The sequence below is a fragment of the Alicyclobacillus fructus genome, from assembly GCF_017329605.1.
GTDB classification, from domain to species: Bacteria; Bacillota; Bacilli; order Alicyclobacillales; family Alicyclobacillaceae; genus Alicyclobacillus; species Alicyclobacillus fructus.
Map to the genome: position 1 here is coordinate 1 of NZ_JAFMTY010000002.1, position 23910 is coordinate 23910.

The 23910-nt window shown below is 59.1% G+C and carries 18 protein-coding genes and 1 pseudogene; 16 read left to right on the top strand and 3 right to left on the bottom strand.

From position 1 onward, the window contains the following. The 15 genes and pseudogenes from J3481_RS00850 to J3481_RS00920 all read left to right on the top strand — a co-directional run. Positions 1 to 787, top strand: a 787-nt coding sequence (locus tag J3481_RS00850; RefSeq protein WP_206831076.1) for a hypothetical protein, incomplete at its 5' end; no start/stop codon positions are given. 47 nt (positions 788 to 834) lie between these two features. Continuing rightward, a complete protein-coding gene (locus J3481_RS00855; RefSeq protein ID WP_206831077.1) occupies positions 835 to 1455 on the top strand; it encodes a hypothetical protein in 621 nt (206 codons plus the stop codon). A 262-nt stretch (positions 1456 to 1717) separates the two neighbouring features. After that, complete coding sequence (locus tag J3481_RS00860) at positions 1718 to 3112, top strand: sugar transferase (RefSeq protein ID WP_206831078.1); 1395 nt, start codon at positions 1718 to 1720, stop codon at positions 3110 to 3112. Positions 3113 to 3159: 47 nt separating this feature from the next. Beyond that, positions 3160 to 4035, top strand: coding sequence for a UTP--glucose-1-phosphate uridylyltransferase GalU (galU, locus tag J3481_RS00865; RefSeq protein WP_206831079.1), 876 nt, complete (start codon positions 3160 to 3162; stop codon positions 4033 to 4035). Further along, positions 4035 to 5225 (top strand): glycosyltransferase, encoded by a 1191-nt coding sequence (locus J3481_RS00870; protein ID WP_236010965.1) that lies wholly within the window; start codon positions 4035 to 4037, stop codon positions 5223 to 5225. The genes galU and J3481_RS00870 overlap by 1 nt, the downstream gene beginning before the upstream one ends. Next, a complete protein-coding gene (locus J3481_RS00875) occupies positions 5222 to 6559 on the top strand; it encodes a UDP-glucose dehydrogenase family protein (protein WP_206831081.1) in 1338 nt (445 codons plus the stop codon). Before J3481_RS00870 ends, J3481_RS00875 begins: the two co-directional genes overlap by 4 nt. Then, positions 6556 to 7758: a glycosyltransferase family 4 protein gene (locus J3481_RS00880; protein ID WP_206831082.1), complete on the top strand. Its 1203-nt coding sequence runs from the start codon at positions 6556 to 6558 to the stop codon at positions 7756 to 7758. Before J3481_RS00875 ends, J3481_RS00880 begins: the two co-directional genes overlap by 4 nt. After that, positions 7742 to 8962, top strand: coding sequence for a glycosyltransferase family 4 protein (locus J3481_RS00885; RefSeq protein WP_206831083.1), 1221 nt, complete (start codon positions 7742 to 7744; stop codon positions 8960 to 8962). The genes J3481_RS00880 and J3481_RS00885 overlap by 17 nt, the downstream gene beginning before the upstream one ends. Positions 8963 to 9082: 120 nt before the next feature. Then, on the top strand, positions 9083 to 10165 hold the full coding sequence (locus J3481_RS00890) for a glycosyltransferase family 4 protein (protein WP_206831084.1): 1083 nt from the start codon (positions 9083 to 9085) through the stop codon (positions 10163 to 10165). Positions 10166 to 10272: 107 nt separating this feature from the next. Beyond that, complete coding sequence (locus tag J3481_RS15025; protein WP_407929309.1) at positions 10273 to 11181, top strand: glycosyltransferase family 2 protein; 909 nt, start codon at positions 10273 to 10275, stop codon at positions 11179 to 11181. 534 nt (positions 11182 to 11715) lie between these two features. Next, positions 11716 to 12714, top strand: a complete 999-nt coding sequence (locus J3481_RS00900; protein ID WP_206831086.1) for an O-antigen ligase family protein — start codon at positions 11716 to 11718, stop codon at positions 12712 to 12714. Positions 12715 to 12781: 67 nt separating this feature from the next. Continuing rightward, entirely contained in the window at positions 12782 to 14083 is a 1302-nt protein-coding gene (locus J3481_RS15030) for a lipopolysaccharide biosynthesis protein (protein WP_407929310.1), read from the top strand. Between the two features lie 164 nt (positions 14084 to 14247). Continuing rightward, a pseudogene (locus J3481_RS15150) lies at positions 14248 to 14971 on the top strand (transposase); the annotation flags it as partial. 422 nt (positions 14972 to 15393) lie between these two features. Next, positions 15394 to 16233, top strand: coding sequence for a glycosyltransferase (locus tag J3481_RS15035; protein ID WP_206831088.1), 840 nt, complete (start codon positions 15394 to 15396; stop codon positions 16231 to 16233). Positions 16234 to 16497: 264 nt separating this feature from the next. Beyond that, entirely contained in the window at positions 16498 to 17490 is a 993-nt protein-coding gene (locus J3481_RS00920) for a glycosyltransferase family 2 protein (protein ID WP_206831089.1), read from the top strand. Positions 17491 to 17922: 432 nt separating this feature from the next. On the opposite strand, the gene aroF is transcribed toward J3481_RS00920, so the two are convergent. The 3 genes from aroF to J3481_RS00935 are packed head-to-tail and all read right to left on the bottom strand — an operon-like array spanning position 17923 to position 21731. Then, the gene (gene aroF / locus J3481_RS00925; protein WP_206831090.1) at positions 17923 to 18954 is read right to left on the bottom strand and encodes a 3-deoxy-7-phosphoheptulonate synthase; all 1032 of its coding nucleotides are present in this window, start codon (positions 18952 to 18954) and stop codon (positions 17923 to 17925) included. Further along, positions 18951 to 20111 carry an acyl-CoA dehydrogenase family protein gene (locus J3481_RS00930; RefSeq protein WP_206831091.1) on the bottom strand — a complete coding sequence of 387 codons (1161 nt, stop codon included), beginning with the start codon at positions 20109 to 20111 and terminating at the stop codon, positions 18951 to 18953. The genes aroF and J3481_RS00930 overlap by 4 nt, the downstream gene beginning before the upstream one ends. A gap of 15 nt (positions 20112 to 20126) precedes the next feature. Then, positions 20127 to 21731, bottom strand: coding sequence for an AMP-binding protein (locus J3481_RS00935; RefSeq protein ID WP_206831092.1), 1605 nt, complete (start codon positions 21729 to 21731; stop codon positions 20127 to 20129). A gap of 160 nt (positions 21732 to 21891) precedes the next feature. Here J3481_RS00935 and J3481_RS00940 point away from each other — a divergent pair, with 160 nt between their 5' ends. Further along, positions 21892 to 23901, top strand: coding sequence for an FAD-dependent oxidoreductase (locus J3481_RS00940; protein ID WP_206831093.1), 2010 nt, complete (start codon positions 21892 to 21894; stop codon positions 23899 to 23901). The last annotated feature ends 9 nt before the right edge of the window (positions 23902 to 23910 follow it).

The window sequence follows — 23910 nt, forward strand, 5'->3', positions numbered from 1 at the left end:
AGGCAGCACAGGCAGCACAGGCAGCACAGGCAGCACAGGCAGCACAGGCAGCACAGGCAGCACAGGCAGCACAGGCAGCACAGGCAGCACAGGCAGCACAGGCAGCACCTCGCCTGAAGATCAGGCGCTGAGCAAGATGGTGAGTGACCTCCAGATCATGCACAGCGAACTGGAGACGAATCCCGCCAAGCTGCAGGCGGTTCAAACCGCTGAGATCAATGCGCACAACCTGAATCAAGCCGGCTGGGTGGCCATGCTCTACACCGGACGGAACACGACGGACGTTCAGGTGTCTGCGCAGGAGCAGCAATTGGCCGCATCCGTGGTGCAGGACATCGTCCAGCAGATGTCGTACGCGCTTTTGAGCCAGGATACGTCTACGACGTCCGGCAACGTGCAGACCATTCTCACTGACTTGCAGAAGCTGTATCCGTCCATCACCATGTCGGATCTGTATCAGTTCTTTGAGAGCTTCAAGTCCGCCGTAGTGAGCCAGGTGATCACGATTCTTGGCAACGAGAGCAGCGGTGGTGGCGGAACGTCGCAGCAAACGGCTCTGCAGCAGGCCGTTGTGAACGCCCTGAAGACCGCTGTGTCGGAAAATCCGAAGTTTAAGGGGCTCCTCGGCCAGATTGGGCTCAGCATCAACGATATTCCGACCATTTGGAACAACATGGAGCACGGGGCGAACTCCGCCGTCGGGCCGGTTGATCCGAATGGTGCAGGCATGGACGCGCTGATTTGGGCGGCTGCTCAGGCGTACGCTCAAGGGAAGCTGACCCTGTGAAGCTCAGGCTGTACCTCGTGGCGTCAAGAAAGATGGTGGATGGGTAGATGAAGCGTCGCTGGTGGGCGGTGGCGGCATGCGCCGTCGTCGCCCTGGGTTCGGGTGGATGGTATGCGTATCATCGGCTCGAAGAGGCAGCCGCCGAGCACGTGGCGGTGACCGTATTGAGCGATCCGACCGTGAAGCGGGAAGTGGCTGCCGTGATGCGGCAGGCGTATGGACGCTCCGCCGGAGAGCTGGAACATGCGCTGGCCACAGAGTCGAACACGTCCCTTACTTCCAAGGGAGCGCTCCGGACGCCGCCTGGGCCCACGAGCCCGTCTGCGCCAAGCCAAGGGGCCGCGCCAAGCCAGGGCGTTGGCTCCTCGGCTGGGCGTACGGGCGGTTCGGGCGCTGCAAGCGGGGGCGGGGCGTCTCCTGCGGCGCCCTTGACGTCCGTTGCTTCTACGCCGGCATCGGCGGAGAGCCAGCCCATCGTCTTTCATTCCAAGCAACAAGCGATTGATTTCATCCTGAGCCGATTCACGCGGGCGGAAATCCTGGAGTACGCTCGGTTGTATGCCGAGCGCTCCAAACTCACGCCGGCGGAGAAGGCGCGCATCAAGGCGCAGATCCTGTCGCGCTTCACGCCGCAGCAGATTGCGGCGCTCGAAGCCGTGTTGGGGTAGTCCGCTACCACTTTGCATACAAGAACGCAGCACGCCGACCCGCCAGTTGATGTCCAACGACAGGCACAGTCGAGTCAAGAAATCCAAGGAATCCAACCACATACCTGCGAGAAATGAGACGAATTTCTTTTGTGTGCAATGAATCTATAACAATCCTCAAAAAGGCATGTTATAATACAACAGAGGGTTTTCCTTCGCGGGCACGAGGCCGTGCGGACAGCGCGGCAAAGAGAGAGACACCCGCAAAAGGGGGCGGGGTACTTTGGGGTATATCAAGTCAAACGCCAAACTCTTCGGGCTATTGCTCGACACGCTCACGCTCGTCGCGGCCTTTTGTCTTCAATATTACGTGTGCTGGTCCATACGAGGTCGCCCGCCCTTCCCGTTCGGTTCGTCGCCCTCGTACGAGGTTGTCATCCTCATCTCGTGGTTGGTTCCGCTCCTGGTCTTCGGGGACTACCCGGTGCGGCGCCTCACGGACTACAGGGACGACGTCAAAGTCATTCTCCGCGTGAACACGGTGGCGGTGCTCTTCGTCTCCTTGCTCTCTTTTGCGCTCAAGATGCACAGTCTGAGCCGGTTGTTCGTAGGCATGTATCTTTTGACCGTCGTCGTCGGGATGAGCCTGAACCGGTTGGGGGTGCGCTGGGTCCTCTATGAATTGCGCCGCGCCGGATGGGATCAGAAGACGCGGGTCATCATCGGCGAGGGGCCGATGGTCATGCAGTATCTCGATGCGCTGGAGCGCTCTCCAGGCCAGGGCATTCGCGTCATCGGCTTCGTGGGGTCGGGGCGGGGCGAGCCGCCCGCCGGTCTTCCCTACTTCGGGGATGTCGGCGCCATTCGCGAGATCCTCGCCGCTCATCCCGCAGACGGGGCCGTGCTGGCGCTGCCGCTTCGTCATCCGGAGCTTGAACGAGTCATCTCGGCCTGTCGAGAACAGGGGATGACGGTGGAGCTCATCGCGGACGGGTGGCTCACGCTCGTCGAGCGGGGCATGGTCGTCGATGGTGGAGGCGTGCCGCGGCTTTACATCCCGGGCATCCCGCACTCATCGGTCGCGGTCCTGTGCAAACGCGTGACGGATGTCGTGGTGAGCGCGATAGGACTTCTGATTCTGAGCCCGCTCTTCGGACTCATCGCCATTGCCATCAAGCTGGATGACGGCGGGCCGGTGTTTTTCTCACAGGAACGTGTGGGTCTTCGGGGACGAATCTTTCGGATACATAAATTCCGCAGCATGGTCGTGGACGCCGAGGCGCGCAAGCAGGAGCTTCTCGCCATGAATGAGATGTCAGGCCCGGTTTTCAAGATGCGGAACGATCCGCGTGTGACCCGTGTCGGCCGATTTCTGCGGAAGACAAGCCTGGACGAGCTGCCGCAACTCTGGAACGTGCTGAAGGGCGAGATGAGCCTCGTCGGGCCCCGCCCGCCCTTGCCAAACGAGGTCGTGGAGTACGATCACGCCTACCGCAAGCGGCTGAGCGTGAAGCCCGGGCTCACCTGTCTCTGGCAGGTCCGCGGTCGGAACAACATCGATTTCGACGAATGGATGCAGCTCGACATGGACTACATCGATAATTGGTCGTATCTCAACGATTGGAAGATCATTCTCCAGACCATCCCGGCTGTCATCCGGCGTAATGGCGCAAGCTGATGCCTGGCTCCGCATTTGAAAATCGGCGTAGAAACGAGGGGGTCGTCATGATCCGTAAGGCCGTCATTCCCGCGGCAGGTCTTGGCACACGGCTTTTGCCCGCGACGAAGGTCATCCCCAAGGAAATGGTACCGATTGTCGACAAGCCGACGATTCAATACATCGTTGAGGAGGCCGTGGCTTCGGGAATTGAAGAGATCATCATCGTCACGAGTCGCTCGAAGCGGGCCATCGAGGATCACTTCGATGCCTCCGTCGAACTCGAAGACGTGCTCGAACGAAAGGGGTCGCTGGCTCAGCTTGATCAGATTCGTTCCATCAGCCGCATGGCGCACTTCCATTATGTGCGCCAGGCGCGGCCGCTCGGCCTTGGGCATGCAGTCTTGTGTGCGCGCAGACTCGTCGGAGATGAACCGTTCGCGGTTCTTCTCGGCGACGACGTCTTCGTAGGCAAAACGCCTTGTCTCCAGCAGCTCATCCAGGTGCATGAGGAAACCGGGCGTTCTGTCGTCGCCGTACAAGAAGTGGAAGAAACCGAAGTCAGCAGGTATGGCGTGATTCGTCCGCTTCCCATTCGGGAACGCCTCTGGGACGTGGAGAGTCTTGTGGAAAAGCCACAGGTCGCAGAGGCGCCATCGAATCTCGCGGTCGCCGGGCGATACGTTCTCACCCCTGATGTCTTTGACATCCTAGAATGCGTCGGCCCCGGGCGAGGTGGGGAGATTCAATTGACCGACGCACTCAGCCTCCTATGCCAGCGCTCCGGCCTCGTGGCCTTGGAGTTTGAGGGCAAACGCTACGATGTCGGAGACAAGCGCGGCTATGTTCGTGCCACGCTTGAGTTCGCCCTGCAGGACGAGGTCGTGCGATCCGACATCTTTGCATTCCTCGAGCGCTACTACGCGAGAGAAGGCACAGCGTGATGGTTCCTTACGACGAACCCTCAGGCGGGAAACCGCGAACGCCATCCGTGGTCTTGGTCCATGATTATTTGAACCAGCGCGGCGGCGCAGAGAAAGTCATGGCCCACTTGCACCGGGTGTTCCCCGAAGCGCCGATTTACACATCGCTCTGGGAACCGGGGAAATGTTGGCCTTCGCTGCAGAATGCACCGGTCCGAGCGAGCTGGATGCAGGCCCTGCCTTTCGTCCGGCGAAAATTCAAGTGGTTTTTCTGGCTATATCCGTTCGCGTTTCGGACGATGAGACTTCCTGATTGCGACGTTGTGCTGTCGTCGAGCAGCGCCTACGCGAAGGGCGTGAAGCTTCCCGGGTCACAGCCGCTTCATATTTGCTATTGTCACACGCCCATGCGCTTCGCATGGAATTTCGATGCGTACATACGCGAAGAGCCGGGTCCTCGCCTGCTGAAGCGCCTCGCCCGATGGCTTGTGCCGTGGCTCAGGCGGTGGGACGTGCGGACCGCCCGAGACGTGGATGTATTCATTGCGAACTCGCGCACGGTTCGGGAGCGGATTCGACGCGTGTACCAACGCGACGCGGTGATCATCCATCCGCCTGTCGAACTGCCGCCGATGCTCGATCGCGAGCAGGAGCCGTTTTTCCTGGTGGTCTCGCGGCTTGTCTCGTACAAGCGGATCGATCTCGCCGTGGAAGCTTGCACACGCCACAACTGGCCGCTTGTCGTCATCGGCGACGGCCCGGACCGAAAGCGCCTTGAGGAGATGGCGGGGCCGACCGTGAAGTTTCTCGGCTTTCAGCCTGAAGAAGTCAAGCAGGACTACCTCGCGCGATGCAAGGCGTTCATTTTTCCCGGTGAGGAGGATTTCGGCATCTCCCCGGTTGAGGCGCATGCGCAGGGCAAACCGGTCGTCGCATATCGCGCGGGCGGAGCGCTTGACACCATCATCGAGGGCGTGAATGGTCTCTTCTTCACAAGCCCCGACCCAGAAGATCTGGCGAATGCGCTGCGCCAACTGGATGGATACAGATGGGATCGGGCACAGATTCGTGCCACTGCGGAGCGGTTTTCAGTCGAACGTTTCCATGAGGCCATTCAGCAGGTGGTATTCGACGCGTACCGGCAGCGTTCCGCGACATTGCCCGCTCGGCGATTCATCATTCAAGATTCGGGAACGGAGGCGCTCTCATGAAGGTGTGCATGATGGGCACCGGATACGTCGGCCTCGTGACCGCGGTCTGCATGGCGGAAGGCGGCCACGATGTCCTTGCGGTCGACACCGATGTTCGGAAAATCGAATCCTTGCGCCGCGGCGGGTGCCCCATTTTTGAACCGGGGCTTGAATCGGTCCTGCAAACACAGCTGGCGAACGGACGGCTGCGTTTCGCGACGGAACTCACTGCCGAAGATGCGGTCGATGTGGCCTTCATCGCGGTCGGTACGCCCACGCTACCAGACGGTTCTGTCGATCTTACTGCGGTGTGGGCCTGCGTAGAAGAGCTCGCCAGGAAGCTTCCGACTGGCGCCATGATCGCGATGAAGAGCACGGTACCCGTGGGAACCGCCTCGAAGATTCGCAAAGGCCTTGCCGACCGCGGACGAGACGATCTTCGCGTGGCCTCCGTGCCCGAATTTCTGCGCGAAGGCACGGCTCTGGAGGACACGCGCCATCCCCATCGCCTGGTGTTCGGCGTGGCCTCGGAAGAGGATGAAACGCTGTTGCGTCGGCTCCACGCTTGGGTCGATGCCCCGGTGGTGGTCACCGACCGTAACACGGCGGAACTCATCAAATATGCGTCGAACGCTTTTCTCGCCACGAAGATCTCGTTCATCAATGAGATCGCCAACCTGTGCGAGCGCGTCGGCGCCGATGTGACGCAGGTGGCATTTGGCATGGGGCTCGATCCGCGCATTGGTCCTTCGTTCCTGCGGGCAGGGCTTGGCTACGGCGGGTCGTGCTTTCCAAAGGACACGAAGGCTTTGGCCCACATCGCGGAAGATGTGGATTACGAGTTCAAGTTGCTGCGAGCCGTGATTGAAGTGAATGCCGAGCAGTGGAAGGCTCCCATCCGCGCACTGGAGGCGCACTTTGGCGATCTGCGCGGGTTGCGGGTGGTACTGCTTGGTGTTGCTTTCAAGCCAGGCACCGACGACGTGCGTGAATCCCCAGCGATTGCGCTGACTACCGATTTGGAGAGAAGGGGCTGTGAAGTCGTGCACTGCGATCCGGTGGTGCAGACCTTGACTGTGGAAGGACGCTTGTATCCGGTCACGGATCGTCCGTCTGAAGCGTTGCAAGGTGCCGACGCCGCTGTCCTCGTCACGGAATGGCCTGTGTTCCTCGACATGGATTGGGAAGACGTGGCGCGGCGCATGCGAAGTCATTTTCTCTTCGATGGCAGAAACGCACTCGCCGACGTGGCGAGCCTCGAGGGGCTCGGCTTCACCGTCCTAAGCGTGGGGCGGGCGGGATGCAAGACTGCAAACCGAAGCCGGACGGTGTGGTCAGGTGATCGATCGACATGAACGTCCTGATGGTCGGGCTCGAGTGGTTCACCCTGCGCCCCGGTGGTCTTCCACGTTACGTGATGGACTTTTCAAACGCCTGGATTCGGTCGGGTCATAGGACAAAGGTTCTCGTCAGGGTCCCGCCGGACGCGGGCTCACTGGTATTGCCGCATCACGTGCGGGGCGTGCAGCTGGCATCAGGCGTGTTAGCGACTCGAAGTGCCTGGAAGCGGGTGTTCCGCGAAGAGTTGACATCGGGCGCGTACGATGTCGTCAATTCGCACTTCGCGTATTATGCCTGGGGGCTTTTGGACGAAGCACCCGATGTCCCTCTGGTCACCCACTTCCACGGCCCTTGGGCGTACGAAGCTAGAGTGGAGTCTCAAGGGCGGATGGCAGTGCGGCGCGAGATCTCATTTCGGATCCAACGATGGATTGAACGTCGAGTCTATCGACATAGCGACCAGTTCGTCGTACTCAGCAAGGCCTTTCGAGACGCGCTTCATGGTCTGTATGGGGTCCCGGAGGACCGCATTCACATCATTCCCGGCGCGGTAGATGTTGCTCGGTTTCAGTTTCAGGAGGACACTGCACCGGCCAAGGCAGGGCTGCGGATCGCAGAGAATCGTTTTGTCATTCTGACAGTGCGTCGCTTGGCGAGGCGAATGGGGCTTGAACTATTGCTCGAGGCATTCGCACAGGTACGCGCGAGTCATCCTGAAGCGATACTCGTCATCGTCGGAGATGGCGCTCTACGGGACGAGCTTTGGGCGCGCGTTGAGGCGCTCAAGCTGTCGAATTGTGTCCGCCTTGAGGGACGCGTGGAAGATGACCTCCTTCCCATGTACTATCAAGCTGCAGACCTAATGGTGGTTCCGTCCGTTTCATTTGAAGGATTCGGCCTTGTGACCGTCGAAGCTATGGCGTGTGGAACGCCCGTGATGGGCACTCCGGTTGGCGGAACGGAAGAAATTCTGCGTGCGTTTCGGCAAGATTTGCTCTTTCGCGATGTCTCCGCCGTGGCGATTGCGGAGGGGTTGTCGAAGGCCATCTCGGGCGCCATCCGGTTGCCGGGTCGTTCTGACGTTCGGGAACACGTCCTGAATCACTACACGTGGCCTCATGTCGTTTCGCAGGTAGCGGAAGTCTTTCAGATGGCCATTGGCGGCGGTGCGCCGCGGGCAGAGAGGACGGTAGCCTTTGGACAATTTATGTGAAGATCAGAGGATGGCACCAACGCCTTCCGCAACACGTCTTACAGTTGTGTACTACAACCACACGGGTGACGTGAGCGGAGCCGAAATCAGCCTTCTGACCTTGATGACAGGGATCCGCGACCAGGTCAACGTTGTTCTCGTAGCGCCCGAGGGCGAGCTGTTGGAGCGAGCGCGTCAGGAAGGGATCCAGGTCATCGCGCTACGCCCGATCACCGCGAGGATGTCGACGAATCCGTTAAAGATAGCAAGGGGAACTTGGGACATTTTCCGCACGTCCCTTGAGTTGAGGAAGGTGGTTAGTCGTCTCTCAGCGGATGTCATCCATGCCAACTCGATTCGGGCAGGTCTCGCTTGCCTGTTGCTGCCGAAGCAGGTACCGCAACTTTGGCATGTTCGCGATGCACTACCCAAGAACCTGGTGGGATGGGCTATTCGCAGGCTCGCGTCGCGCATGGGGGTCCACGTCGTCGCTATATCTCAAGCTATTGCGAACGACTTTCGAGCGGGAAGCTGGTACGAAGGCGAGATCAACGTGATCTACAACGCCGTGACGCTGGATGAGCTCTCTCGAGGAGATCTACGCGCTGAACTCGGAGTTGCGCCTGACGCGTTTGTGGTAGGCATGGTGGGGCAAATCACCCCGTGGAAGCGTCAGCACGACGCGATTGAGGCCTTCGAACTTTTTCACCGAGATTATCCAGACAGCGAGCTTTGGGTTGTCGGTGCGCCCAAATTTCGCCCGGAAAACGTCAAATACGAGGCCTATCTCAAGCGCTTGGTCTCGGAGAAGGGTCTCTCGCGATACGTGCGTTTCTTGGGCTTTCGGCAAGACGTGGCGGGCGTGATGCGTGCGGTGAATGTTCTCGTCGTTCCAAGTGACAACGAACCTTTTGGACGTGTGATCGTCGAGGCGATGCTTGCAGAAAGGCCCGTCATTGGCACACGCGGCGGGGGCATACCGGAGATCATCGAAGACGGTGTCAATGGTTTTCTAGTCGCTATTGGTGACGTTCAAGCCATTGCCGATAGGTTGAGGGCTTTGGCGAATGATCCCGAGCGGCTGAAAACCATGGGCAGGATAGGGCGGGAGCAGAGTCTGCAGCGGTTTGCACCGGAGGCTCATGCAGCCACCTTTCGGAGCGTGTACGTATCGATATTAGGGTCCTCGATGCAACTCACCACCCTGGAAACCCGACCATTTTAGTGTTCACTCGTGTCGTCCTGGAGGTCGTGCTCGCAAAAGGGAATAGATTTGCCGCGCGACAGATGCAGATGGCGCGTTGTGGCGAAAAACAGCTCCTTTTGAAAGGATGCCGTCGTTAACATGAAGATTTTGCACATGGTTAACCACTGCCGAAACGTGGGCAATGGAATCGTGAATGTGTGTGTCGATTTGGCTTGCAAGCAAAGTGAGCATGGGCACGAAGTAGCCGTTGTGTCTTCGGGAGGTGAGTTCGTCGAGCTCCTGCAAGAATACGGCGTTCGCCACTACACCGTACGTGGATTGCGGGATGTCCGCGCTGTCCCGAGGTCACTGTTGCAACTGCATAAAGCTATTGATGACTTCCAGCCAGACATCGTCCACGCCCACACCGTTGCTCCAGCTCTAATGGCCCGAGCGCTGTCGACGTTTAGCCGATATGCTCTAGTAACAACGGTCCATAACGAATTTCAGCGTCATGCAACCCTCATGGGCGTTGGCAAACGGGTAATCGCAGTCAGTAAGGCAGTCGCAGACAGCCTTGTACGTCGAGGTATCCCAGAGCAGAAGGTACGGGTCGTGCTGAACGGGCCTCTAGGCTCGCCAAGGCGGCAGTCCGTAGCTCGTCTCGTCACCGAAGATGACATATGGTCACCGCGGATTGTCACGGTGGCGGGCATGTACGAGCGTAAGGGGATAAGGGAGCTCATCATGGCGTTTTTTCGCATTTCCGGGGACCATCCTGAAGTTCATTTATATTTAGTAGGTGATGGCCCAGACCGCGAGAAGTTCGAAAATCTTGCCCATCGAGCTGCTACTCCAGATAGAATCCATTTTGTCGGGTTTGTTCCCGACCCGGAGGCATATATGGATGGTTCAACCGTGTTTGTCTTGGCATCGAGAGAAGAGTCTTTTGCACTCGTGATTCCGGAAGCACGAGCTCTGGGGCTTCCGATTGTTGCCACAAATGTGGGCGGCATCCCCGAGGTATTAGACGGAGGACAGGCTGGCCTCCTAGTGGAACCAATGAACGTGGATGCATTGGAGGCTGGAATACGAAGAGTACTCGACAGTCGGGAACTAAGGGAAGAGTTGTCCAGTCGTGCTCTTGCTGGGCTCGACAGATTTCAGGTCGAGCGAATGTGTCGGGAGACGCTGGAGGTATACTTGGAAGCAACGACTAGCGAAGAAGTTGAATCCGCCTAGTCGCGAGTCACGCTTTCCCTTAAGCTAGGAGGGTTTGAAACGTGTCTGGGTCCGGGTGTCCGGTTCAAGAGCCTGGAACTAGAAAAGGGTTTACTATTTCAGTGGTCGTGCCCACCTACAGAAGGCTGGAATATCTAAAATGTTGCCTGTCCGCACTCGATCAGCAGACTCTTCCCCCTTATGAAGTGATAGTGGTGTTTAGACGGAATGATCACGGGACGGCCGAGTGGTTACAGCAGTGGGTCTCACAGCCGTCCAATTACGCGAAACGACTTGTGCAGGTGAGTTCCGACGGTGTGGTCCACGCGATGCAGGCTGGCACCGAGTCAGCTCGCGGAGCCATAGTCGCATTTACTGACGATGATGCAGCTCCGTTGCCAGACTGGCTGGAGAGGATGGTAACTTACTATAGCGATACGAGCATCGGTGGCGTAGGGGGCAGGGACCTGATCGCCGGCAACACGGATCCCCCGGTTTCGTCGAAGAGAGTAGGGAGGTTGTCCTGGTTCGGAAGAGTATCGGGTAACCATCACCGCGGTCAGGGTTCTCCAGTCTATACGCACGTGCTAAAGGGCGTGAACATGTCCTTTAGGAAGGAGTTAATTCGCTTGCCGACGTTCCTGCGCGGTGACGGCGCTCAGGTGCATTTTGAGGTGTATGTATGTCTTAGGATCGTACGGCATGGCTATCGACTTGTGTATGATCCAGACCTCCGAGTAGAGCACTATCTTGGTCCGCGGCACGACAAGGACCAAAGGAACAAGTTTGTCGCGGAGGCAGTGCTAGACGCGGCTTACAACCAAAATGCTAGTTTGTTTGCTACGCTCAGTTTTTCCAGGTCGGTGGTGCGCGCAGTTTACAGCATCCTGGTAGGATACCGGGCGGCGCCCGGGTTCGTGAGGTGGCTGATCGGGGTCGCCCGGCGGGAGACGACCGTTGTGAAGGCCTTGTGGCCCGCCTTGCGGGGGAACATGATGGCCGTAGCGAAATGGATGAAACGCGAGCTCACGTGTTAACTAGCTACCAACTTGCAACCTTCTGCTAACCTTAGTACGTGTCTACTGGAGGATTGACTAAGCTTGGGTTTTAGTAGTGCGCGACTCGTGATGTCGTCGTTCACGGGAATACATAATCTAGGCCTTGCGACGTCTGCCGTTGCCATCGGAATTTTGGCAGGTGCCGTTTGCTCAGGTGTTGGTTCGTACCCGGAGACAGTGGCCTCAATCGCGATATGCGTGGGAGCAGCGATACTGGCCCTGGCCGACTCAGCCCTGCTGATTCCCTATGTGACGTTGACTTGGGTGGGCTGTCCAGAACTTCGACGTGCTATCGATTGGTACACAGGTCAGTATCATAACGTTTCACCCCTAAGTGTAGTTCCGCAGTTGTGCCTTGTAATGACAATGGTGCCTGCACTGCTGAGGAGAAGCACGGGCGTGCCGTCTCATCCTTTCCGGAAGCCTATCGCAATTGTACTAATCTCCATCGCTTATGCCCTGATAATTGGCACGTTGAGAAATCACCTATCCGCCGGATATGAGCTTCTCAACGTGGCTGGACCGCTGGCGTTGTTCCCATACGCTCGCAATCGCGCAAGAAGGTATGGTGCGCTATGGATTGACTCCCTTGCTTGGATTGCTTTTGGGGTAGCCGTGTATGGTTGCTACCAATATATGGTCGCGCCTCCCTGGGATACATTTTGGATGGTGCACAGCGGAATGGATTCCATTGGTTATCCGTCACCTGGAAAGATCCGCGTTTTTTCGACTATCAACTCACCAGAGCCATGCGCCATGTTTCTCACGTTGTCATTGCTCGCGATGCTCTATCATTCAAGGGCAAATGGCCCTATGAGAATCGCCGGGGCTATTACCGTTGCGGCTTGTTTGGCTCTGACGCTCGACCGCACAGCATGGCTCACCCTTGTTATAGCACTGCTTCTAGTAGGTTGTTTCACGTCGGGCTCGCGTCGAGCGCGGGTATACGTGACGGCAGCAGTCATCGTTGTCTTAGCTTTCTACCTTGCGCCATATATGCCGGGTATACGGGAGATTGTAGGGCGCATCGACACGTTCTCCTCAATACAATCTGATATATCTTATCAGGCGCGGTTACAGTTCTACCGCTCTGAGATCCTAACGATTATCAGACAACCCGCGGGGCTAGGATTAGGCGCCGCGGGAGTGGCGACCAAGTTGTCGTCCGGCAGTTCTGGAGCGCTACTGAATTTTGATAGCGGTATATTAGATATCCTACTCGAATTCGGTATAATTTTAGGCCCTGCATTCTTAGTCGGCCAATTGAAGTTGCTGCGTGACCTTCACCGACGAGCTAAACAAGAGTGCACCCAGAAAAGCTTCGTTCCGATTGCACTGGCTGCCATGTTGAGCATAGACGCAAGCCTTCTCTCGGCCAACAATTTGGAGGGGATTGTAGGGTACTGCGCATGGTTGCTGGTTGCTGTGGCGGCCGACGAAGTGGAAAGTCGTTCTTCCGTGAGCTGTGTGAACACGTTTGCGGTCAAGCATCGGAAACACGGGCTGATATAGGAATAGGTACGATAGCTGGCGAGGGGGTGAACGTGTGTCCTCAGGCATTCGACGATCAATTGGCACAATGATTTCGTTGGGACTACAGCTCCCCCTGAACGTCGTTACGGGAATTCTAACGGCAAGAATGTATGGTCCTTACGGGAGAGGGGTACTAGCAGCGCTCGGAGTTTGGACGTCGAGCATTTCATGGCTCTTGGACTTAAGCATATATCAGACCGCATGCTACATGCTCAGCAAGAACCGTGGGGATCGCTACACCGAGAATTCCTTGTTGCTATGGGCATTTGCCAGTACCATTGCCATATGGCTTACTGCGCAACTCTTAGTCTACCCATTTTTAAGGTGGCATTATCCCGAACTGACCCACTCCGTACTTCGCACTTATCTTATGCAGGCAGGATTTACCCCCATGCTGGACCTGGCGTTTGCGGTCAGTGCCTCGAGAGGTAGTTTCAGATTGTACAATCTGTATCGAGTTGGAATACCCTTCTTGTTAGTGGTGTCTTTGGCGCTTTTGTGTGTATTGCACGTCCGAACGCTAGGGCCCAATCTCTACGGAAACGCGGCAGCATCCTTTGTGTTTTGGGTGTGCGCGCTGATTTATTTGTTGAAGCAGCGAGTGTTCGGATTTAGCTTCACATGGACAAGGCTTGCAGAGTCTCTATCCTACGGGCTAAGGATCCATGGCGCTAGTATCGCCGGCGTTGCGAGTTCTAATGTGGCGACCATGCTTTTGTCGGTCTTAATTCCTACCGAACAACTAGGATACATATCTGTGGCGCAGAGTGTATCGTCACCCGTCACGGTTGTATCCGCAGCCTTGAGCGTGACCACGTTGCCGATGCTTGCAATCGATGATCATTCGGCGAGCGATGATCGTGCGCATCGCGTAGTGAGGATGTCCCGGCAGGCCCTTACATTGGCCTTAATTTTGGGTGTTGCAGTCAGTATAGTCGCGTGGGGAGCGGTACCTCTTATGTATGGGAGTCGCTTTTCAAGGGCGGTTGTGCCTGCGGAAATGCTAATCGTTGGAGCAATTCTGGATGCGGAGTCGTCAGTGCTTCGAGGTGCGTACGGTGCAGCCGGAAGACCTCTGATGGTGACATGGAGCGAATCTGCGGCCGCGGTGACCGTCCTAATGTGTATATGGGTGGTGGGGGGCCGCTTCGGACTGTCGGGCGTAGCAGCGTGTTATCTGGCTTCTAGTCTCTCGCGGCTCTCAGCTCTTCTATTTAATTTGCGCGACCTGGGGGTGCCATCAGCCCTTGAACTGATTCCACGTGGTCAGGATTTCAAGAGAGCAACCGCCTTGCTGTTTAGAACGGCTTTCAAGATGATTCCGCGCAAAGTCGCGTCACACGAATAGTTGTGTGAGGTTTTGCGGAATCGCGAGCCCTTGTGTAGCAAGGGTTTTTCGAGCACAAAGAAAGAGCTCACCCCAACTTGGCAAATAGTCAACCAATCCATCGCCAGGAGGTGAGGTCCAACCTGTATGTTCAACAAACATAGTCGTTTTCCTTTGACGAGTGGATGGAAATTGACCTTGCAGAGCGGCGTAAACGTTGTTTCTCTGCGATTCGATCTGAGTCCATATGCCGCGAAGCTAAGAAATTCGACACCCCAAGGGGCAAAATCGATCTCTTGAGAAGCAATTTTTGCGCGCGTTTCTCGTGGCACCCCTTGAGGGCATGTCGACCTTCACGCATTTTCACCGACGCCTGGAGAGCGATTTGCGCTTCCGCGATCAGTCCGGCTTCTCCCTTCACGAATCGGTTCCGTCCGTCTCGACGCTAAGTCGCGTCTTCTAAGCCATCGTCGACAACGGCGTTGCGGCGCTGTTTAGGAAACTTGTATGCCAATGTCGTGTTGAAGCGCTCGTCAAGGGCGAGCACGTCGCTATCGACAGCACGGCGGTCCATGCGTATGGGCGCAAATGCCCACGCTCAGGGGTCCGGCCCACAGACCGGGCCAACTGGGGCGCGAAGTTCGACGCCTTCGGCAATAAAGTTGTGTGGTTCGGCTACAAGGTGTATTTGGCCGTGGATGCCAAGAGCGAGCCTTCCCTGGCGCTGCGGAGAGCGTCTACGACGGACAGATGGCCATTCCGCTTATGGAGGAGTTGCATCATCGCGATTGGCGGATTTCCTTCGTGCTGATGAACGCCGGGTGTGACCAGAAGAAAACTACGAGGCTGCGCGTGGTGGATGCTCAGGCGTTCATTCCGATGGACCGTCGAAACGAAAGGGAGCCGTCCTAAGGTATGGATTTTGACGGCACGCCTTCGAATGAACGCTACCGAAGGGGTGTGATGTATCTAGAAAGCAGAAAAGTATTTTTATGGAGTGTGCGATCTTTCACGAGAAGTGTGCGCCGTTTTCGCTGGCGATGGAATCAGTCGTTCTGCTGCAAAAGACTCACGTGCGTAGAAGCGCATTCCGGGCTCAATGAGGCACGTAATTTCACGACGGCAGGTGGACCGTTTCGGCTGAGGTGCTCGCAGTGAACCAATAAGGTTGAAGGAGTGAATGGTTCGTGGTCGCAGGTCCGATTGAGGAATGTAATGGAAACGTTCCGAGAAGACGTCTGGGGCCTAGATGACGTGAATAGTGTCACAACATGTACACAATCGAATGACGTATTTGCAAGACGTATGAATCTTGGAGGCTACCACTCGGAATGAAACAAGAGGTAGACGTGCTGGTTGGCGCAGTGGTTATTACGCGTAACGAGCCTGATAGGCTCGAGCCTTTGGTTAGAGAGATCCACGTGAGTGCGATAAGTCGCTGTGTCGTCGTATCCGATGACTCCGATGAACCGTATGCGAGCATCACGAAACGGATTGCCGAAGACTCAGGCGCAGAGTACGTCTGTGGTCCTAAGAAGGGGCCTGTCGCAAACCGCCTAAATGGGTTGAATGTGCTTGCCTCGAGAAAAGACATCACTCATGTTCTGTTTATCGACGGAGATATCCAAGTTGATGCAACGTCATTGCAGTCGCTGCATCAGGCAAGCCAGCGGGAGCCAGGTGCGATCATCTGCGTTGGGGTGAGAGAAGGTCCAGGGGGACGAACCATCTGGCCAACGGAGGTAAATTGGAAGGGGGTGCGATGTAGACCAGCGCCCCAACGTGGAGGAACGGGACTTAGCGACCAATTGATGCTGTGGCCTCTACACGCAGCTCTCGCAGTGGAATGGGATACAACGTATAACTACGGATACTCCGAGGCTTGGTTGGGAGTTCAGGCGAGAAGTAAAGGCTACACAATAGTGATTATTCCTGGGCTGAATGTCGTACATACAGCTCCGAATCGAGACTGCTCTAGGGATACTGAGGAGCAACGGATATTCTATAATTTCCTCATCAAGCGCGAGACACATGGACGCGTGTATGCATGGATGGTGTTCGTCACGGACATGGTGTTGAGCTGCGGAAAGCGAGCGCTTCTCTTCAGGAGAAGCAATCTGTACGCCTACTTACGTGCTGCACAACGTCTCATCAGTCTGGGTAAGTCGTAGGCCTATCACTGTTGGACTGCAACTGTGCGGTCCTAGAAACCTACAAAGACGGCAGATGCCACGGTTTCGTTGATGCGATATGTTACACGGCCAAATTGGGCCTCTGTAACATGAGAACTCATTTCCTACTTTATGTATTCTGACACTAAGTCCCTCTTGGTCGATCGCCGACGGTGATATTCTGGATGAAGTTCCGTAATGCTTCGTTAATCTGTATTCGATAGCGCCCACGCGCGGAGTCGACGGAGCCCAAACAAGTGGAAGGTGAACGATTTGCTCACTAGGCCGCATATTAGTGTAGTAATTCCGACATGCAACCGTCCTCGCCTTCTAAAGGGGTGCCTACAATCTGTGTTGGCGCAGACGTTACCGCCGAGTGAGGTGGTAATAAGTGAGGATGGAAGCAACGAAGAGACTAGCGCAACTGTGGAGTGGTTCCGCAACAAGCTTGGACGCGACAAAGTGATCTATGTCAGGAATAATCCGCCTCGCCTTCAGCTTGAGAACAGACGACAGGCTTTCAAAATGGCATCGGGCGAGTTTGTGGCGATGCTTGACGACGATGACGAGTGGGAGCCTGAGTTTCTCGAACAGACGTATCAAGCCTTGGTCCGCCACCCTGAGTGCGCATTTTGTTCCACCGACCATTGGATCATGGACTCGGAGAGTTGCATTCTGCCACTGGAATCAGAAAAGGCGGCGCACGCATTTGGCAGGTTGTCCATGACATCTGGAGTCTACACAGATGTACTGGACAGGGTGCTTGACCTTCAGCCGTTCTCGCTGCACACCACCTTGTTTCGCAGGACAGTGTTGGAGTCGGTCGGCTTCATACCCCCATACGGTGGTACCGTGCCAGACTTTGGGCTCTTCCTAGCCATTGGCGCAAAACGGGCAAATGCGTACTACGTCGCAAGACGTCTAGGGCGTTATCGAATTCATCAAGGGCAGCAGACGGCGAAGAGACTTGAAAATGCCAAGAGCAAGGTGGATTGTATAAAGGGATTTGTTCATGAATACGGACACTGTCTAAGTAAGCGCCAGTACCTAAAAGTCCGGAGGATGTACCGTCTTTCTGTCGTCGAACTGGCTGTCGCCTATGGACATATGGGGGACCGGGCGTCCGCTTTCAAGACGCTTGCTAGGTGTTTCGAGCTTGGGCCGGGGATACTACCCATTTCGCGTCTATTTGTTCTAGCCTTGTTAGCAATGGGCGTTACCAAAGACAGCATTCGCAGTCTTGTAGCAAGGGATTAGGGGTAGAACCAAATTATCTTACTTGAAACAATCCGTGTAATGAGTGGTCTGTGTTCTTTTGCATGTAATATATTTATTTACCAAAAATTATAAAAACTCTGCGTTGCGTAGACCTGTGGTAGAACAGTAAATCATGAACCGTGCAGACAGAGGATCGCGTGATCTGATGAGAAAGGCGCTCGAAGGTTGCATATGTAGACCTCGTATAATACAGCCCCAATACTCTCCACGGTTCCACTAATTGCTCACGTTGGACCTTGGTCGACGTGTGGGTTGTTTCCGGGCGAATTCGGTTGCCGTAGCGCGACGGAGCGCGGATTATCTGGAGTCAAGCATCACGATTTTAACTCCAGCGGATATCCGTGTGAAGGGCGGGCGCATTTTGGAGACCGCCCTTGATTACGCGGGCCCGGCAACCGAGCCCGCCTCACTTCACACCCCCACCATCTCCCGCGCGCTCGCGCCCTCGATCGATCCCGCCAGCGCCTGCGCCACGCGGTTCACCTCTTGGACCATGCGGCCGAATTCTTCGTAGTCGATGGTCTGGGCCGCGTCGGACATCGCCTTATCCGGCACCGGGTGAATCTCGACGATGACGCCGTCCGCTCCGGCCGCCACGCCGGCGCGGGCCATGGGCCGCACAAACGCGCGCTTACCGACGCCGTGGGATGGATCGACGAGCACCGGCAGGTGCGAGAGCGACTTGACCACCGGGATGGCGTTCAAATCGAGCGTGTTGCGCGTCGCCGTCTCATACGTGCGGATACCGCGCTCGCACAGGATCACGTTTGGATTGCCCTGCGCGAGGATGTACTCGGCCGCCATCAGCCACTCCTCAATGGTCGCTGATAGGCCGCGCTTGAGCAGCACCGGCTTGTTGACTCGCCCGACCTCGCGCAGGAGGGGATAGTTCTGCATGTTGCGCGCGCCAATCTGCAGGATGTCCACGTATTCGGCGACGAGTCCCACCATGCCGGGCTCCATGACCTCCGACACAATCGGCAGGCCTGTCACCTCGCGCGCGACGGCCATCATCTTCAGGCCCTCCTCGCCGTGGCCCTGGAACGAGTACGGGCTGGATCGCGGCTTGAAGGCGCCGCCGCGCAGCACGTGCCCACCGAGGCGCTTCACGGCCTTCGCGATATCGACGATGTTCTCGAGCGACTCGACGGAGCACGGCCCGGCCATGATGGTGACGCCGCCCGCGCCAATCCGGTGGCCGCGGACTTCGACGACGGTGTCCTCCGGCTTGTACTCGCGGCTTGCGAGGGCGTACGGCCGGGATATCTCGCGCACCTCAGTCACGCCAAAGACTCGCGCCACGCGCTCGGCGAGTCCGGCGTCCTTCGCCGCGAGCACGGTCACGCCCGCGCCCGCGGGGTAGAGCGAGCCCACCCACTCTTCAAGGCCCGCCTTGATGAGCTCCTCTTTCAAATCCACCTTCCCGTGGTGAATCACCATCATCTCCGTTCGCTCCCTTCGCAAGCCGCTTTGGCCTTTTCGATCACGTCGCGCGCAATCACCATCTTCTGAATCTCGGACGTCCCTTCTTCAAACCGCTGCATCCTTGCGTCCCGGTAGATCCGCTCCATCTCGCTCGACTTGAAGTAACCCGGCCCGCCGTGGATCTGCAGCGCCTTGTCCGTCACGCGCTGCAGCATCTCCGTCGCGAACATCTTCGCCATCGCCGCTTCCACGGTGATGGGATGGCCTTCGTCGAACCGCCGCGCCGCGTGGAGGACGAGCTGGCGCGCCGCCTCGATGTCCGTCGCCATCTCCGCGAGCCACATCTGGATGATCTGGCGCTTGGCGAGCGGCTGGCCGAAGGTGACGCGCCGCAGGGCGTGCTGGGCCGCGAGCTCAAGCGCTCGCTCCGCCGCGCCGACGCAGGTCATGCCAATGGCGGTGCGGGACGGATCGAGAAACCCGCGGAACGCCACCTCCAGGCCGTCGCCCTCTTCGCCGAGGCGGTTGGCGACGGGTACGCGGCAGTCGCGCAGGCGAAGGTGCCCGTGCGCCGTGCCCGCGATGCCCATGGCCGGCGCCATGAGCTCAATCGTGAGGCCCGGCGCGTCGCGTGGGACGAGGAGCGCGAGCGTCCCTTCGCCGCCCGACGTCCCCTCGAGCCGGCAGAAGAGCAAAAAGTAGTCCGCCACGTCGCTGAAGATGATCATCCATTTCTCGCCGTTCAGGACGTACTCGTCGCCCTCGCGCTGGGCCGTCGTCTTGAGGTCCGCGCCGGATCCCGAGTTCGGCTCTGTGAGCGTGAACGTCACGCGGATGTCGCCCGCGATAAACGGCTTCACGAACCGCTCCACCTGCTCAGGACTTGCCTTCTGCGCGAGCGAGCGCCACAGGCTGTTCGCCACGTGGACGATCACGCGGATCGATCCGTGTGTCTTGGCGAAGAGCTCGAGGAGCTCGAGGTACTCCGCAAACGGAAGCCCGTGCCCGCCGAGATGGCGCGGGGCCGCGAGGCGCAGATAGCCCCGATCGCGAAGCTCGCGCCACAGGGCGTCCGGCACCGTCCCCGTCGCCTCAATATGCTCAGACCACGCCCTGGCCGGGCCCGCGACGTAAGCGTCGACGTCCTTCTTCCACTCGTCCAGCGTCCGCATCATGGCTACAGTCCTCCGTCAGCCCGTCTTCTCCGCGCGCTCGTGCTCCAGCTTCCGCTGGATGTCCTGGCGCAGCACGTACTTCTGAATCTTGCCGCTCGCGGTTCGCGGCATCTCGTCGATGATCTCGAGCCGCTCCGGCCAGTAGATCTTCGCCATGCCGCGCTCGCCGAGGAAATCCGTGATGTCGCACAGTTCCAGCCGCTTGGCGCCCGGTTTCAGTACCACGTAGGCGCAAGCGCGCTCGCCGAGCCGCTCGTCCGGCATCGCTACCACGGCCGCGTCCACGATGTCCGGGTGCTGGTACAGGAGGTCCTCAATCTCCACCACCGGGATCTTCTCGCCGCCGCGGTTGACCACGTCCTTCTTGCGGCCCGTGATGCGCAGATAGCCGTCCGCGTCGATCACGGCGAGATCGCCCGTGTCAAAGTAGCCGTCCGGCGTGAAGCTCGCCTCGTACCACTCGGGGTGGTGGAGGTAGGTGACGAACATGGCGGGCGTCTTGACCTGAAAGTTGCCCTCGGTGCCGGGCGGGAGCTCGCGGCCCTCGTCGTCCACCACGCGGATCTGCATGCCGTCGAGCACGCGCCCGTCCGTGCCCCAGAGTTTCTCCGGCGGATCCGACGGCCGGCCGACGGTGACGAGGCACGATTCGGTGGACCCCCATGCGCCGACGATGGTGCATTGAAGCTTTTCGCGCGCCTCCTGCGCGAGCTGCCGCGGGATGGCGGCGCCGGTGGCGATGAAGAGCCGAAGACCCTTAGACGGCCTGTCCGCGCGGGTGATGTCGGAGAGAAACGGCATCGCGGCCTGGACGAACGTCGCGCCGTGCTCCTCGATGGCCGCGCGCGCCTTGTCCACGTCCCAGATGGCGTGATAAATTCCCGGGGCCCCAATATAGAAGGAAACGAGCATTCCGTAGAGAAATCCTGTCTGGTGAGCGGTCGGGGAGGGCACCCAGATCCGGTCCTTCGACGTGAGCCCGAGCGTGCGCGTGTGGATGAGAAGCGCCTCGGAAAGCGTCCGGTGCGTGTGCAGCACGCCCTTCGGTTCGCCGGTGGTGCCGGATGTGTATAGAAGCTGCGAGTGGCTATCCGGCCCAGGACGTCTCGCCGAAAGCGCCTCCTTCGCCGCCTCGGCGTCTGCCTCCGGCGCGAGGAGTCCGCCGAGATCGGACGAAAGCGGGGCGTACGGGGCCATCGGCAGGATGAGCGCGTGTTCGACGCGCGGCGCTTCCTTCAAGACGCTCTCGACCAACGGCCGGTAGTCGAAGCGGCGGAACGCGTCCGGCGCGATGAAGACGCGGCTCTCGGACGAGTTGAGGATGAAGGCCACCTCGCGCTCGCGGAGCTGGGGCAGGATGGGGCACGGCGTGGCGCCCACCTTCCAGATGGCGAGCGTCAGCGCCACAAACGGCCATCCGCTCGGAAGCTGATACGCCACGGCCTCGCCGGGCTTGACGTCGAGCTGAAGCAGGCGCGCCGCGATGCGCGCCGCAAGCCGGTCGAGCTCCGCGTAGGTGAGCATGACGGGCTCGTCGCCGGAGAGATCGATGACGGCCATCTGCTCCGGATGGTCGCGCAGGGTGGTTTCGAACTGATCCAAGAACAAAGGAGCGCTCACGGGCGCCGCCCCTTTCCGCACAAAATTCGTACCTGGTGATAAGCATTCTATCACCGCTCGGTCGACGGATTCAATACCAGGTGTTAATATCAGCTTATAAGACCAGGTGCGAAAACATGCGTGCCGCGCGGGACGTGCGCGGCCGGGACGAGGTGACATCATGCCAGAGAGATGGATGAAACGGCGCTATGAAGCGCTGGCCCAGCCGGGGAAGATTGGTTCACTGGAGCTTCCGCACCGCATTCTCATGGGCTCCATGCACATGGGCCTCGAGCACGACGACGACGAGATGATGGCGCGCCTGTGCGCCTTTTACCGCGAGCGCGCGCTGGGGGGCGCGGCGCTCATCATCACGGGCGGCGCGTGCGTGCTGCCGGAGGGCGGCGGCCACATGTTTGTGCTCACGAACCCGCGCCACGTGGAGCGGCTGGCGCAACTGCCGAAGGCCGTGCACGAGGTCGGCGGGCGCATCGCCCTTCAGCTCTACCACGCCGGGCGGTATGCGTTTTCAGGGGAGATTGGCCAGCAGGCGGTGGCGCCAAGCCCGCTTCCGTCTCGGCTCACGCGCGAGACGCCCCGCGAGATGACCTTGGAGGACATCCGCCGTACCATCGAGGGCTATGCGAACGCGGCGCGGACCGCGAAGGAGATCGGCTTTGACGCCATCGAGATCATGGGCTCGGAAGGCTATCTGCTCAACCAATTCCTGTCGCCGATTACCAACCACCGCGACGACGAGTACGGCGGCGACTTCGAGCGGCGCATGCGCCTGCCCATCGAGGTGGTGCAGGCGGCGCGCGCGGCCGTGGGGCAGGAATTTCCCATCATCTTCCGCATGTCCGGGCTCGACTGCATGCCCGGGAGCACCACGGAGGAGGAGACGCTCCGCTTCGCCCAGGCGCTTGAGAAGGCCGGGGTGGACGCGCTCAACGTCGGCATCGGGTGGCACGAGGCGGCCGTGCCCACGGTGCAGCAGGTGGTGCCGCGCGGCGGGTTCGCGGCCGTGGCGGCGGCGGTGCGCCAGCGTGTGACAGTGCCCGTCATGGCGGCCAACCGCCTGAACGTCCCCGAGGTGGCCAACGAGCTCGTGGCCGACGGCTTCCTCGACTTCATCGCGCCGGCAAGGCCCTGGCTCGCCGACGCGGAGTTCGCGAAGAAGATCCTCGAGGGCGATCGCGACGGCCTCAACGTCTGCATCGCCTGCAACCAGTCGTGCCTCGATCACACGCTCGTGAAACCGTACCGCGTGGTGAGCTGCCTCGTCAACCCGCGCGCGGGCGAGGAGGCGCTGAGGCCGCGCGTCAAGGCGCCCGTCAGGCGGCGCGTCGCGGTGGTGGGCGGAGGTCCGGCCGGGCTCGAGGCGGCGCGCGCGGCGGCGGAGCGCGGGCACGAGGTCACGCTGTTCGAGCGAGACAAGGAACTCGGCGGGCAGTTCCGCCTCGCCTCGCGCATCCCGGGCAAGGACGAGTTTCTGGAGACGATTCGGTATTATGAGGTCATGCTTGAACGCTTGGGCGTGACTGTTACAATGCAGACAGAGCCGAGCCTGGACCAGCTCGCCGCGTTCGACGACGTGATCGTCGCCGTGGGCGTCAAGCCGAAGGCGCCGGGGATCCCAGGCGAGGACCTGCCGCACGTGGTGTCGTACCAGGATCTGCTTCTGGGCCGCGTGCAGCCGGGTCGGAACATCGTCATTCTCGGCGCGGGCGGCATCGGCTGTGACGTCGCCGTGTTCCTCGGCACGAGGCGCCGCATGGAGCCCGAGGCGGAGGCATTTTTCGAGGAGCAGGGTTTGCCCGTGCCGAAGCCCATCGAGCGCACGGTGACCATGCTCGCCAGGAGCGATCGCATCGGGCGCGGCATTGGCCGCAGCACGCGCTGGGTCGTGCGCCAGGAGATGCAGCGGCTCGGCGTGAACGTCATTCCCAACGTGGTCATGCGCGAGATCACGCCGGAGGGCGTGCGCATCGAGCGCGAGGGCCGCGAGGAACTGGTCCGCGCGGATCAGGTCGTGCTCTGCACTGGACAGGTGCCGCAGGACACGGCGTGGACCGAGAAGCTTCCTTCGCACGTGCGCGTGCACGTCGTCGGCGGCGCGAAGGACAGCCGCGACATCAACGCGGCGCGCGCCATCCGCGAAGCTTGGATGGCCGCCTATGACATTGGATGAGCCGGGGAG

Excerpts from the sequence above, each read along its gene's own strand:
- J3481_RS00855 (WP_206831077.1), top strand. The coding sequence starts at position 835 with ATGAAGCGTCGCTGGTGGGCGGTGGCGGCATGCGCCGTCGTCGCCCTG.
- galU (WP_206831079.1), top strand. The coding sequence starts at position 3,160 with ATGATCCGTAAGGCCGTCATTCCCGCGGCAGGTCTTGGCACACGGCTT.
- J3481_RS00870 (WP_236010965.1), top strand. The coding sequence starts at position 4,035 with ATGGTTCCTTACGACGAACCCTCAGGCGGGAAACCGCGAACGCCATCC.
- J3481_RS00875 (WP_206831081.1), top strand. The coding sequence starts at position 5,222 with ATGAAGGTGTGCATGATGGGCACCGGATACGTCGGCCTCGTGACCGCG.
- J3481_RS00880 (WP_206831082.1), top strand. The coding sequence starts at position 6,556 with ATGAACGTCCTGATGGTCGGGCTCGAGTGGTTCACCCTGCGCCCCGGT.
- J3481_RS00890 (WP_206831084.1), top strand. The coding sequence starts at position 9,083 with ATGAAGATTTTGCACATGGTTAACCACTGCCGAAACGTGGGCAATGGA.
- J3481_RS15030 (WP_407929310.1), top strand. The coding sequence starts at position 12,782 with ATGATTTCGTTGGGACTACAGCTCCCCCTGAACGTCGTTACGGGAATT.
- J3481_RS15035 (WP_206831088.1), top strand. The coding sequence starts at position 15,394 with ATGAAACAAGAGGTAGACGTGCTGGTTGGCGCAGTGGTTATTACGCGT.
- aroF (WP_206831090.1), bottom strand. The coding sequence starts at position 18,954 with ATGATGGTGATTCACCACGGGAAGGTGGATTTGAAAGAGGAGCTCATC.
- J3481_RS00930 (WP_206831091.1), bottom strand. The coding sequence starts at position 20,111 with ATGATGCGGACGCTGGACGAGTGGAAGAAGGACGTCGACGCTTACGTC.
- J3481_RS00940 (WP_206831093.1), top strand. The coding sequence starts at position 21,892 with ATGCCAGAGAGATGGATGAAACGGCGCTATGAAGCGCTGGCCCAGCCG.